Origin of the sequence: Streptomyces sp. NPDC048734 (assembly GCF_043198675.1) — a bacterium.
Taxonomy (GTDB): Bacteria; Actinomycetota; Actinomycetes; order Streptomycetales; family Streptomycetaceae; genus Streptomyces.
Map to the genome: position 1 here is coordinate 429,186 of NZ_JBICUZ010000001.1, position 13,451 is coordinate 442,636.

Annotated in this window: 8 protein-coding genes; 5 read left to right on the plus strand and 3 right to left on the minus strand. The window is 72.5% G+C overall.

Annotated elements, in window-relative coordinates:
- The 5 genes from ACGFQC_RS01920 to ACGFQC_RS01940 form a co-directional block, all read left to right on the plus strand.
- A partial coding sequence (locus ACGFQC_RS01920; RefSeq protein ID WP_393287529.1) for an Rne/Rng family ribonuclease occupies positions 1 to 3,474 on the plus strand: 3,474 nt, incomplete at its 5' end.
- Between the two features lie 459 nt (positions 3,475 to 3,933).
- Positions 3,934 to 5,049 carry a DegT/DnrJ/EryC1/StrS family aminotransferase gene (locus ACGFQC_RS01925; protein ID WP_363088245.1) on the plus strand — a complete coding sequence of 372 codons (1,116 nt, stop codon included), beginning with the start codon at positions 3,934 to 3,936 and terminating at the stop codon, positions 5,047 to 5,049.
- 38 nt (positions 5,050 to 5,087) lie between these two features.
- Positions 5,088 to 6,065 (plus strand): Gfo/Idh/MocA family protein, encoded by a 978-nt coding sequence (locus ACGFQC_RS01930; protein WP_393287816.1) that lies wholly within the window; start codon positions 5,088 to 5,090, stop codon positions 6,063 to 6,065.
- A gap of 110 nt (positions 6,066 to 6,175) precedes the next feature.
- Entirely contained in the window at positions 6,176 to 7,855 is a 1,680-nt protein-coding gene (locus ACGFQC_RS01935; RefSeq protein WP_363088243.1) for a glycosyltransferase, read from the plus strand.
- A gap of 9 nt (positions 7,856 to 7,864) precedes the next feature.
- A complete protein-coding gene (locus ACGFQC_RS01940) occupies positions 7,865 to 9,148 on the plus strand; it encodes a nucleotide sugar dehydrogenase (RefSeq protein ID WP_363088242.1) in 1,284 nt (427 codons plus the stop codon).
- A 64-nt stretch (positions 9,149 to 9,212) separates the two neighbouring features.
- Here the strand turns inward: ACGFQC_RS01940 and ACGFQC_RS01945 are convergent, their stop codons facing one another.
- The 3 genes from ACGFQC_RS01945 to ACGFQC_RS01955 are packed head-to-tail and all read right to left on the minus strand — an operon-like array spanning position 9,213 to position 13,323.
- The gene (locus ACGFQC_RS01945) at positions 9,213 to 10,343 is read right to left on the minus strand and encodes an acyltransferase (RefSeq protein WP_363088241.1); all 1,131 of its coding nucleotides are present in this window, start codon (positions 10,341 to 10,343) and stop codon (positions 9,213 to 9,215) included.
- 11 nt (positions 10,344 to 10,354) lie between these two features.
- A complete protein-coding gene (locus tag ACGFQC_RS01950; protein WP_363088240.1) occupies positions 10,355 to 12,001 on the minus strand; it encodes a glycosyltransferase in 1,647 nt (548 codons plus the stop codon).
- A complete protein-coding gene (locus tag ACGFQC_RS01955; protein ID WP_363088357.1) occupies positions 11,998 to 13,323 on the minus strand; it encodes a glycosyltransferase in 1,326 nt (441 codons plus the stop codon). The genes ACGFQC_RS01950 and ACGFQC_RS01955 overlap by 4 nt, the downstream gene beginning before the upstream one ends.
- Positions 13,324 to 13,451 lie beyond the last annotated feature (128 nt).

Genomic DNA, 13,451 nt, shown 5'->3' on the forward strand with positions numbered 1-13,451 from the left:
GCCGAGCCCGCTGCCGCGTCCGCCGCCGAGGAGGCGGCGCCCAAGGGCCGTACGCGTCGTCGGGCCGCCCGTGCCGCCGCCGCGCCCGCCGAGGCGCCGCAGCAGGCCGAGGCTTCCGCTGAGCCCTCCGAGCCCGCTGAGCCCGCCGTCGTGGAGGCGGAGGCGCCCGAGGCGTCCGTGCCGCAGGCCGAGGAGGAGGCCGGTCCCCGCCGTGGGCGTCGGCGCGTCACCCGCAAGGCCGCCGTCGGATTCTCCGCGCCTCCGCGTCCGGCCGGTGAGGAGGACGCCCCGCGTCGTCCCGCCCGTCCCGCGGTCGCCGTGTTCCAGGCGCCCGTGTTCACCGAGCCGCGCTTCCAGACGCCCGAGCGCGCCGCCGCCGAGGCCGCTGCCGCCGGGGCCGAGGTGGAGGAGCCCGTCGAGGAGCCCGTGGCGCCGGTCGAGGCCGTCGAGGAGCTTCCGGAGGAGCAGACCGGGGCGCGGCGCCGCCGCAGGCGCCGGGCCGCCGGTCCCGCCGAGGAGCCCGCCGAACCGGCCGTGGCCGCCGAGCCCGCCGCCGAGGACGAGGCGGAGCCGGAGGAGGCCGACGAGGCCGCCGACGACACCGCCGAGGGTGACGACGACACCGACGAGGGCGCGTCCCGCCGCCGTCGCCGCCGGGGTGGCCGTCGCCGCCGCCGCGGTGACAGCGCCGAGGGCGACTCCGGTGACGTCGACGCCGACGACCTGGCCGCCGAGCAGGCCGCGCAGGACGCCGAGGACACCGCCGAGCAGGAGGACGAGGACGCCGAGGAGGGCTCCGCCGACGACGAGGCGGGCTCCACCGCGGGCAGCCGTCGCCGCCGCCGTCGCCGTCGCCGGGCCGGGGACTCCTCGACCGACGCCGAGCCGGACGCCGGCGACCCGGAGCGCACCGTCGTCAAGGTCCGCGAGCCGCGCAAGGCCGGCGAGCCGTCCGACGAGGTCCAGTCCATCAAGGGCTCGACCCGTCTGGAGGCGAAGAAGCAGCGCCGCCGAGAGGGCCGTGAGCAGGGCCGCCGCCGCGTCCCGATCATCACCGAGGCCGAGTTCCTGGCCCGCCGCGAGGCCGTCGAGCGCGTGATGGTCGTCCGCCAGCACGGCGACCGTACGCAGATCGGCGTCCTGGAGGACGGCGTGCTCGTCGAGCACTACGTCAACAAGGAGCAGGCCACCTCCTACGTCGGCAACGTCTACCTGGGCAAGGTCCAGAACGTGCTGCCGTCGATGGAGGCCGCCTTCATCGACATCGGCAAGGGCCGCAACGCCGTCCTGTACGCCGGCGAGGTCAACTTCGAGGCGCTGGGCATGGCCAACGGGCCGCGCCGCATCGAGTCCGCCCTGAAGTCCGGCCAGCCGGTCCTCACCCAGGTCACCAAGGACCCGATCGGGCACAAGGGCGCCCGTCTGACCAGCCAGGTCTCCCTGCCGGGCCGCTACCTCGTGTACGTGCCCGAGGGTTCGATGACCGGCATCAGCCGCAAGCTGCCCGACACCGAGCGGGCCCGGCTGAAGAGCATCCTCAAGAAGATCGTCCCCGAGGACGCGGGCGTCATCGTGCGCACCGCCGCCGAGGGCGCGAGCGAGGACGAGCTGCGCCGTGACGTCGAGCGGCTCCAGTCGCAGTGGGAGGACATCCAGAAGAAGGCCAAGAGCGGCAACGCCCCGACGCTGCTGTACGGCGAGCCGGACATGACCGTCCGGGTCGTGCGCGACATCTTCAACGAGGACTTCACCAAGGTCGTCGTCAGCGGCGACGAGGCCTGGTCGACCATCCACGGCTACGTCTCCCACGTCGCCCCGGACCTGGCCGACCGGCTGTCGAAGTGGACCTCCGAGGTCGACGTCTTCGCCACCTACCGGATCGACGAGCAGCTGGCCAAGGCACTGGACCGTAAGGTCTGGCTGCCCAGCGGCGGTTCGCTGGTGATCGACCGGACCGAGGCGATGATCGTCGTCGACGTCAACACCGGCAAGTTCACCGGGCAGGGCGGCAACCTCGAGGAGACGGTCACCAGGAACAACCTGGAGGCGGCCGAGGAGATCGTGCGCCAGCTCAGGCTGCGCGACCTCGGCGGCATCATCGTCATCGACTTCATCGACATGGTGCTGGAGTCCAACCGGGACCTGGTGCTGCGGCGCCTGCTGGAGTGCCTGGGCCGGGACCGCACGAAGCACCAGGTCGCCGAGGTGACCTCGCTGGGTCTGGTGCAGATGACCCGCAAGCGGGTCGGCCAGGGCCTGCTGGAGTCGTTCTCCGAGACCTGCGTCCACTGCAACGGCCGCGGTGTCATCGTCCACCTCGACCAGCCGACCGCCGTCGGTGGCGGCGGCAAGCGCGGCAAGAAGCGCGGTCGTGGCGGCGACGTCCACGAGCACGAGCACGAGACCGTCGCGGTCGAGACCGTGGTGAGCGCCGACGAGGAGACCGAGAGCGCGGCCGAGGTCGCGGCCGAGACGGCCGAGCCGGTCGCCCTGGAGGCGCCCGACTTCGAGCCCGACGAGGAGCTGTACAGCAGCGTCGCCGAGGCGGAGGCCGCCGCCGGCCGCGGCCGTGGCCGCCGCCGGTCGAGCCGCCGGTCCTCGGCCCCCGCGGGTGCGCCGCGCAGCGGTGCGCCGAAGCGGGAGGCCGTGTCCGAGCCGGTCGCACCGGCGCCCACCGCGCAGGATGTGACCGCCGAGGCGGAGGCCGAGCGTCCCGTGCAGCCGGCCGAGGCCGCCGTCGCGCACGCCGCGCCGACGGCCGTCGAGGACCCGGTCGTCGAGGCCGCCGTGGCCGAGGCCCCCGCCGTCGAGGAGGCGGCGCCCAAGGGCCGTACGCGCCGGCGGGCCACGCGCAAGGTGTCCGCGCCGGCCGGTTCGCCCGCCGGGGCGGAGGCCGCCGTGGTGACGGTCACCGAGTCGGCGCCCGCGCAGGTTCCGGCGGAGCAGCCCGAGGCGCAGACCGAGTCCGTCACCGAGCCGGCCGCGGAGCCCGTGGCCGAGCCGGTCGTCGAGAGCGCGGCTCCGGCCCGTCCGCGGCGCCGCGCCGTGCGCAAGGCCACCGCGCCCACCGCGCCCGAGGAGACGGCCGTCGTGGTCGTCCCGTCGATCGCGGCGGAGACCTCGGCTGACGCCCTCACGGCGGCCCCGGCCGACGTCCCGGCACAGGGTTCGGCCGTGGCTCCGGCGGAGGCCGCGGCCACCGCCGAGACGGCGGAGGCCGTCGAGGAGCCGGAGGCCGTCGAGGAGCCGGAGGAGGGCGCACCGGTCAAGAAGACGGCTGCCCGCAAGACGGCGAAGAAGGCCACGGCCAAGAAGGCCGCCACCAAGAAGACCGTCGCGAAGAAGACGGCCGCGAAGAAGACGGTGGCCAAGAAGACGACTGCCAAGAAGGCCGCGAAGTCGGCGGCGTCGAAGACGACGACCGCGGCGGCGCAGCAGGCAGTGCCGTCCGTCTCGGCCACCACGGAGGACTGACCGTCCCGCCGGCCCCGCGGCCGGCCGGACAACGGCGGCGGGTGACGCCCGGTGGCAACCGGGTGGCGCCCGCCGCCGCTCCTGTCGTGCCGCGTCGCCCGACGTCCGCGTGCGAGTTAACCTGTCTCTGGCTTGTGGTGAAGCGGACCTCAAGGACAGGTTTCTCTGTGGTAACCCTGGGGAAAATCGCCGTCTCCGTGCTGGTAACGTGAACCGTGGTCTCGGTGGCGACAGCCATGCCCGCCGTGACCGCAGCCGACCAGCACCTCCGGCCCTCCGGCTCGGATACGGCTGTATTCCCGCAAGGAACCCTCGGGGGGCGGGGTCCCGTGTACAAGCCGTTCGCCCGCCCACAGGCAGCGGTGAACACCCAGGGATGCGGCCGTGCTGATCTCGACGCGGCCCCTTCCCGACGAAGCACGACGCGCCTTTGAGGTCGCCGTAGAGGAGGGGATGTCGATGACCGACGCCCATGAGTTCATACCGGCCGCCAAGCCTGTGATCGGCGAGGACGAGATCGAGGCCGCGGTCCGCGTCCTGCGCAGCGGCCTGGTCGTCCAGGGGCCCGAGGTGGCCGCCTTCGAGGAGGAGTTCTCGGAGCTGGTCGACGGGCGCCACTGCGTCGCCGTCAACTCCGGCACCTCGGCGCTGCACCTGGCGCTGCTGGCCCTCGGTATCGGTCCGGGCGACGAGGTCGTCGTCCCCTCGTTCTCGTTCGCCGCCTCCGCCAACGCGGTGCGTCTGGTGGGTGCGGACGTGGTCTTCGCCGACATCGAGGCCGACACCTTCTGTCTGGACCCGGCCGCCTTCGAGGCCGCGATCACCCCGCGCACCGCCGCCGTCATGCCCGTCCACCTCTACGGCCACCCGGCCGCGATGGACCGGATCATGGCGATCGCGCAAGCGCACAAGCTCGCCGTCGTCGAGGACGCCTGCCAGGCCCACTCGGCCGCGCTGCACGGCACGCCGGTCGGCGCGTTCGGCTCCGCGGGCACCTTCAGCTTCTACCCGACCAAGAACATGCACAGCCTCGAGGGCGGCATGATCTCCACGGCCGACGCGGAGGTCGCGCGCACCCTGCGCCTCCTGCGCAACCAGGGCATGGAGAAGCGGTACGCCAACGAGATCGTCGGCGCCAACGTGCGGATGACGGACGTGTCCGCCGCGATCGGCCGCGTGCAGCGCGCCAAGCTCGGCGGCTGGACCGAGCAGCGCATCGCCAACGCCACCTACCTCACCGAGCACATCACCGCGCCGAACGTGGTGGCCCCGAAGGTCGCCGAGGGCGCGCGCCACGTGTACCACCAGTACACGGTGCGCATCCAGGGTGACCGCGAGGCCGCCATGGCCAAGCTGACCGAGGCCGGCATCGGCAACGCGGTCTACTACCCGACCCCGATCCACCGGCTCAAGCCGTACTGGGAGCCGGACCAGAAGGCGGGCCGTTCCTGGGACCTGCCGGAGACGGAGCGTGCGGCCGCCGAGGTCGTCTCGCTGCCCGTCCACCCCGCGCTGTCGGCGCAGGACCTGGAGCGCATCGTGACCGCCGTGAACGCGCTGGGAGAGCAGCTGTGACCAAGCCTCTACGGGCCGGACTCGTCGGCCTCGGCTCGATGGGGCGTCACCACGCCCGTGTCCTGGCAGGCCTGGACGGCGTCGACTTCGTCGGCGTCGTCGACCCGATGGGCGACAAGTTCGGTGCCGCGCAGGGTGCGCCGGTCCTGAACACGGTCGAAGAGCTGATCGCGCTCGGCGTGGACTACACGGTCGTGGCCTGCCCCACCCACCTGCACGAGGAGGTCGGTCTGGCGCTCGCCGGGGCCGGCGTCTGCGCGCTGATCGAGAAGCCGGTCGCCGACACCGTCGAGGGCGCCCGCCGGCTCGTCGAGGCCTTCGAGTCGCGCGGCCTGGTGGCCGGCGTGGGTCACATCGAGCGGTGCAACCCGGCACTGCGCTCGCTGCGCGCCCGCCTCGAGGCCGGCGAACTGGGTGACGTCTACCAGGTCGTCACCCGCCGACAGGGGCCGTTCCCGCACCGCATCGCCGACGTCGGCGTGGTCAAGGACCTGGCCACGCACGACATCGACCTCACCGGCTGGGTGACGGGCCGTCAGTACGTGTCCATCGCCGCGCACACCGTCTCCAAGAGCGGCCGTGAGCACGAGGACATGGTCTCCGCGGTCGGCCGCCTGGACGACGGCACCATGGTCAACCACCTGGTCAACTGGCTGAGCCCGCTCAAGGAGCGGTTCACCTCGGTCACCGGTGAGCGCGGCTGCTTCATCGCCGACACCCTCACCGCCGACCTGACCTTCCACTCCAACGCGGCGGTGACCACCGAGTGGGAGGCCCTCCAGGCCTTCCGCGGTGTCTCCGAGGGCGACATGATCCGCTACGCCATCCCGAAGCGCGAGCCGCTCCAGGTGGAGCACGAGCTGTTCCGGGACGCGGTGCTCGGCGAGCCCGCCGACATCTGCACCCTGCGGCAGGGCATGCGTACCGTGGAGGTCGCGGCGGCGGTTCTCCGCTCCGCTTCGGAGAACCTCAGCGTTTCCCTTCAGCCGGAGGACCTGGCACTCCATGGCAGCTGAGCGTCACCCATCGGGGGAACGGTGTGTGCTCGGCGGGACTCCTATGTTCTGTGAGACCTTCCCCGCAGGACCCAGCCGACCACCGGCTGTCGGAGACCAGGAGCCGGAGAATGAGTACTGCGCCTGACGTCAGCGTCGTCGTCGCGGTCTACAACACCATGCCCTATCTGACGGAGTGCCTGAACTCGCTCCTGGGGCAGAGCATCGGGCGGGACCGGCTGGAGATCGTCGCCGTCGACGACGGCTCCACCGATGACAGCGGCCGCGAACTCGACCGGTTCGCGGCGCTGTACCCGGACACCGTCAAGGTGATCCACCAGCCGAACTCCGGTGGCCCGGCCGCGCCCAGCAACAGGGCGCTGGAGATGGCCACGGGCCGGTACGTGTACTTCGTGGGCTCCGACGACTACCTCGGCGAGGAAGCCCTGGAGCGCATGGTGAAGTGCGCCGACCGCAACGACTCTGACGTCGTGGTCGGCAAGATGGTCGGCACCAACGGCCGGTACGTCCATCAGGCGCTGTACAAGGAGAACGACCGGGACGTCAGCCTGTACGACTCCGCGCTGCCGTTCACCCTGGCCAACACCAAACTGTTCCGCCGGGACCTGGTGGAGAAGCACAAGCTGCGCTTCCCCGAACACCTTCCGGTCGGCAGCGACCAGCCGTTCACCATCGAGGCGTGCGTACGTGCCCGGAAGATCTCGGTGGTGGCCGACTACATCTGCTACTTCGCGGTCAAGCGGGGCGACGCCAGCAACATCACCTACCGCGCCGACCACCTGGCGCGGCTGCGGGCCACCGCGGAGATCATGGACTTCACCGCCGGGCTCATCGAGGCCGGTCCGAAGCGTGACGCCGTACTGCGCCGGCACTTCACCTGGGAGCTGGCCAAGCTCGTCCAGGACGACTTCCCCGGCCTGGACCGCGAGGTGCAGCGGCAGATCTGCGCGGGCATCGCGCGCCTCGCCGACGTCTACTTCACCGACGGCATCCGCGACGCGATGGACGTCAAGCGCCGGGTGCGCATCGCCCTGGCGCACGTGGGGGCGATCGACGAGCTCTGCGAGGCGATCACCTCCGAGCAGGACCGCCAGGTGCCGTTCCTCCTCGAGGGCGGCCGTGCCTTCGCCCGCTACCCGGGCTTCCGCGACCCGCTCATCGGATTGTCCGACCGTACCTACGAGCTGCTCGGGGAGTCCGTCCCCGGCCCGCTGGCACAGGGCACCGAACTGCTCGGCAGCGGCTGGGAACAGCAGGGCGACGGGCTCGTCTACACCGCGTCCGTGCGGCTGCCCGTCGTCGGTGACGTCGGCGGCGCCGTACTGCGGCTCGCCAAGGGCGCCATGCCCAAGTCGGCGGACAAGGCGGGAGCACGCCGGCTGAAGGAGGGGCACAGCCTTCCGGCGCCGGTGGGCGAGATGACGACCGAGCCCGCCGAGAACGGCGCCGCGACCGTGTTGCGCGCCGCGGTCCCGCTGGAGCGGGTCACCGCCAAACGGGGGGTCCGGGTCTACCTGGACCTCGCGGGGCGGACGTACGAGATCCCCGTGCGCGGCAAGGGGCTGCCCATGCCGCTGGCCCGTCGGTGGGGCCGGGACGCGGATCCGTACCGTGCGTCGGCCCTGGTGAACGACAAGGGCCGTGTGGTGATCGACACGGCCCGGATGCACCCACCGAAGAGGGACTTGGCCCGCGAGGCGCTGCTGCGTTTCGTCCGGAGGCTGAAGTCCCGTGCCGTCGGCTTGAAGTCGATCGGTTCCAAGAAGCCGAACGGTTCCAGAAGGAAGTAGCCACCGTCCATGAACATCTGTGTAGTAGCGCTCGGCAAGATCGGGCTTCCGCTGGCCGTGCAGTTCGCGTCCAAGGGCCACCGGGTCATCGGCGCGGACGTCAACGAGAAGGTCGTCGAGCTGGTCAACGCCGGTGTCGAGCCCTTCCCGGGTGAGCACGACCTCGACGTCAAGCTGAAGCAGGCCGTCGACGCCGGGCTGCTGAGCGCGACGACGGACACCGCGTCCGCGGTCGCCGAGTCCGAGGCCGTCGTCGTGGTCGTGCCGCTGTTCGTCGACGCCGAGGGCGTCCCGGACTTCGGCTGGATGGACTCCGCGACCAAGGCGATCGCCCGGGGCCTGAAGCCGGGCACGCTCGTCTCCTACGAGACCACGCTGCCGGTCGGCACCACCCGCACCCGCTGGGCGCCGATGCTGGCCGAGGGCTCCGGCCTGACCGCCGGTGAGGACTTCCACCTGGTGTTCTCCCCGGAGCGCGTCCTGACCGGCCGGGTCTTCGCCGACCTGCGCCGCTACCCGAAGCTGGTCGGCGGCATCGACGAGGCGTCGACGGCCCGCGGTGTGGAGTTCTACGAGCAGGTTCTCGACTTCGACGAGCGTGCCGACCTGCCGCAGGCCAACGGCGTGTGGGACCTGGGCACCGCGGAGGCCTCCGAGCTGGCCAAGCTCGCCGAGACCACCTACCGGGACGTCAACATCGGCCTGGCCAACCAGTTCGCGCGCTTCGCCGACAGCAACGGCATCGACGTCAAGAAGGTCATCGAGGCCTGCAACTCGCAGCCCTACAGTCACATCCACCAGCCCGGCATCGCCGTCGGCGGGCACTGCATCCCGATCTACCCGCGGATGTACCTGTGGAACGACCCGGCGGCGACCGTCGTGCGTTCCGCGCGTGAGGCGAACGCCGCGATGCCGGAGTACGCCGTGGACCTGCTGGCCGCCGCCTACGGCGACCTGACCGGGGTGAACGTGCTCGTGCTGGGCGCCGCCTACCGCGGTGGCGTCAAGGAGACCGCGTTCTCGGGTGTGTTCCCGACCGTCGAGGCGCTGAAGGCGCGCGGTGCCGTCCCGTTCGTCTCGGATCCGATGTACACGGACGAGGAGCTCGCGGCGCACGGTCTCACCCCGCACGCGGGAGAGAAGGTCACGGCCGCGATCCTGCAGGCCGACCACGCCGAGTACCGCTCCCTGACCCCGGCCGACCTGCCGGACGTCACGGTCCTCGTCGACGGTCGCCGTACGACCGACCCGGAGGCCTGGAAGGGCGTCCGGCGGGTCGTCATCGGCGGCTGAGCAGCTCCGTCGCAGACGCCTTCGGCCCTGCCCCGTATCCGTACGGGGCAGGGCCGAAGGCGTCTCAGCGGACGGTCACCGGCGAGGTGACCTCAGGGTGACCGGGGCGGCGGACGCCGGGGCCGATCCGGCGCAGCCGTCGTTCGGCGGGGTGTTCCACCCAGTGGTAGGCGGCGGCCGCGGCGGCCTGGCTGGTCAGGAGGACGCCGGCCCAGAAGAGGAGGGTGGCGGCGCCGGGGGCGGGCCTGCCCCAGTGGAAGACGGCGGCGCGGATGACGATCTCATGGACGAGGTACCAGGCGAACGACCAGTGGCCGAGCCGGATCATCCAGGGTCCGCCCAGTCCGGTGCGGCGGCCGTCGAGGTCGGCTCGGGCGGCGGCGCAGATCAGGGCGGCGAAGACCGGCGCCGAGAGCCACTGGGAGGCCGTGTAGGGGCTGTACCAGAGGGCGTCGGGCACGGCGTGGTGCCAGGGGATCAGCGCGAGGTGCCAGACGACGACGAGCGAGGCGGCCACGGGCAGGGACACGGGCGGACGCCAGCCGCGCTTCAGCGCGAGCCCCGCCACCACGCCCAGCACGAACTGGAGCGAGCGGGTCAGCGGCAGGTAGTCCAGGGCCCAGCTGCGGGTGGTGGGTTCCAGGCCCGACAGGGCGGGCCACAGGACGAGGGCGGCACAGGTGACGGCGAGCGCGGTCCACGCCCAGGTCCTGGCGCGCCGGCCGGCCAGCAGGGCCAGGAGGGCGGGGAAGACGAGGTAGAAGAAGGCTTCGTCGGTCAGTGACCAGGCGGCCGGGTTGCCGCCGGTGAACATGACCGGCTCGGGGAACCAGGCGTGCACCACGAGCAGGGTCGCGGCGACCGCCTTCAGCGACACGGCACGGTCCATGACGGCCCACACGGCGACCGACAGGGCGGTGCTGACGGCGAGGAGCGGCCAGATCCGGGCGAAACGGCGCCACAGGAAGACCTTGGAGGGCACCCGCGCGCCGTCGTAGGTCCAGGCGAGCACGACACCGGACAGAACGAAGAAAAACGTTACGCCACTTCGGCCGTACCAGACCGCCTCGCTGAGCACCGGGACGGTGCCGACCTGCCGTGACAGGTGGTACAGGACGACGAGGAGCGCCGCCCAGAAGCGGAGCCCGGTCAGCGAGGGCAGCCGATCGCGACCGGGCGCCGGTATCGAGGTCACGGAGGGGTCCTTCAGTGGTCGGGGATCAGCAGGCGGTCGAACTCCGCGCGCACGACCGGCCAGTCCCAGGACTCCAGCGCGTGCGCGGACGCCGACTGCGCGGCCTTCCGCCAGCCCTCGGCGGTGGAGGTGACGTCGAGGATCCGGTCGGCGGCCTCCTGGGCCGAGCCCACGACCCAGTCGGCGGGGAACAGCGTGCGGGCGCCGTTGGCCTTGCCCGCGAAGAACGGCCAGTCCCGCCCCACCGGCACGGCCCCGCTCGCGGCACCCTCGACGAACCCGCAGTGGAAGCTCTCCCGCACGGAGGAGCTGAGGATCACGCCCACCTCGGTCAGTGCGGCGGGCACGTCGTCCAGCTGCCCGAGCCGGCGCACGGCACCCGAGGGCTCCAGCTCGGCCACCTCACGGCGGTAGTGCCGGGCGTACGCGCGGGACGCGGCGCTGAGCTTGGCGTCCACGTCCTCGCCGAGCAGGAACAGCCGGTAGCGGGAGTCCTGCGCGCGCAGGATCCGCAGCACCTCGATCGCCCACCGGGGGTCCTTGGCCACCGAGGAGATGCCGGTCAGACCGAGGGTGAAACGGGCGTCGTCGGCCTTGGGGCGGACGTAGGAGGCCAGGTCCATGGCGTTGGCGATGACGTGCGGGCGGGGCGCTCGGCCGCGGGACAGCTGCGGCACGGTCGCCACCGTGAGGTCCCGCAGATGGGCGCCGACGAACACCAGGTCGTCCACCCGCGAGAAGTCGACCAGGTACGGCCACGGACTGAAGGTCTCGGCGCTGTGCAGGCGTACGACGATCCGGGTGGTGCCGGGGTCGACGGAGGTGATCAGCGCCGCGGGACCGACGCACCAGTCGACGAACACGGTGTCGGCCCAGTCCAGGTGCGGGCGCAGGAGTTCCTCGGCCCGTCGGCCGAACTCCTCGTCGCCGCCCAGGCGGTGGGCCGCGATCCGGTTCAGGGAGGTGGCCAGCTTGTCGAGTTCCGGCACGTCCCGCAGGTCCAGTGAGCGGACCTCGACATCGGGGTGGTCCTCGTAGTGGTCCCGGATCGGGTGCAGGAAGTTGGTGTTGCCGCGCGTGACGAACAGCAGGCGCAGCGGCCGTCCCGCGGGGGCGGTGGGCGGGGTGGCACGGCCGGCCGCCCTCGTCAGCGCCCGGACGGTCGTACTGGCGCGCAGGGGCGCGGTGTAGGCCCGCGGGTCGTCGGCGAGGGGCGAACTGGTGCGGTCGAAATGCAGCACCCGGTGGAAGGCGAGCTGCAGCGCCGTGACCGCGGAGGCGGCGGCCGCCCGGGTGTCCCCGTCGGCCCACCGGGCGTCGGCCCAGGCGAGTTCGGCGGAGACGGCGGCGGTCAGTGCGCGCGGGGCCCGGCCCCGGGCCAGCTCGACCCGCGCCGCCTCGCCGAGCAGGTCGGCCCGGTGGCGCGCACCGGTCGTACGGCGGGCCGCGGAACTGAGGGTGAGGACCGCGCCCTCGGGGCGGTTGACCTGGTCGAGGCCGCCGCCCACGCGGCGGGCGAGCCGGGAACGCACCCTGTCGGACAGCCCGGGCGCGGTCACCACGAGCCGCCATGCGCGAGCCCCCGCACCCGTGCGCAGCACCCGCGGGTGCAGCGCCCCGCGGGCCACCGCGCGGATCCCCCGTCGGACCTTCGTCATGCCCCCGCGCCCCCGGCGAGGAGCGCGGGCCGCACGGCACGGGAGAGCTGCTCGGCGGCCGGGGCCATCAGCAGGCCGCGGGTGAACCTGTTGGCGTGCGCACGGGCCTCGGCCCGCTGCTCGGGGGTGGCCTCCACCGCCATCCGGGCCGCCTTCACGAACGAGTCCGCGATGCCCTCCGCGTCCAGGCCGACGGCACCGGTCCACAGCGGGTGGCCCGCCAGCACGTGGGAGGCGTCGTGGTCCACCTCGTGGCAGGAGACCACGGGCAGCCCCGAGGCCATGAACTCGTACACCTTGCCGGAGGTGACGAACCGGCCGCCCACCAGCATCAGGACGAGTGCGTCCCAGCGGCCGTAGGTCGCGGCGACCTCCGCCTTGGCCACCGGGCCGCCGAACAGCACCCCGTCGGCCTCGGCCTGCCGGATCAGCGTCATGTGGGCGTTGGCCTCACGGCTGGCGCCCGCGCCGATGTGACCGCGGATCTCGAACCGGGAGCGGGCCACCAGCGGGTCGCGCTCGCGCGCGGCACGCCAGCCGTCCAGGACGGTGGCCAGGAACGCGGGCTTGAAGTTCACGGAACCCAGGTAACCGAACGTCAGGCCCTGATCGGCGGCAGGCTCGCCGTGCACCTCCGGAACGCTGTCCGGGTCGAAGCCGTTGCGCACGACGTGGACCCGCTCGGCCAGCTCGGGGTAGCGCTCCCGGTAGAAGTCCGCGATCGGGTCGTTGACGCACCAGATCGCGGTCGCGTCCGACAGGACGCGCTGCTCCCACTGACCGGCCTCCGAGTCCCGGGTGAAGGCCTCGCCGCCGCCGATGACGTCGATCGACCAGCCGTCCCGGAAGTCGATCGCGTACGGGACCTTGTGGGTGTCCCACAGCTTCCGGGCGGCGGCCAGGTTCACGTACGGGGCACAGCTCGCCAGCAGCATGTCGGCCGGGAACTCGCGGTGGATGTCCAGGACACCCTGCTCCAGCGCCGACCGCCAGCCGCCGAACACCGGCTCCGGGAAGTGCTCCAGGTGCCGCTCCCGCTCCCGCTGCATCCAGCGGATCGGGTTCAGCGCCCGGTCCTCGGTGAACAGCCGGATGTCGGTCTCCAGGTCCTCACGGGCCAGCGGGAGTTCGACGATCCGCACCCGCGGGTCCACCGGGTCCGACAGCGTGTGGTCCAGGCCGTACTCCCGCTCCCAGGACTCCTCCGCGATGGTGAGGACGGTGACGTCCCAGCCGAGTTCGACGAACTTGTTGGCCGTCTCGCGCATCCGGTACGCACAGCTCTTCGCCGCCGGCGGGAATCCGATGGCGAGGTAGATCATGTGCGGCCGGACGCCGTCGGGACGCGGCCCCGTGGTCCTGGTGCCGGACGGGACCGCACCCGGAGCCGGCGGGCTGAGGCGCTTGATCACGTTTCGCAAGAGGGTGCTCCGAGAGACTGATGGAACGG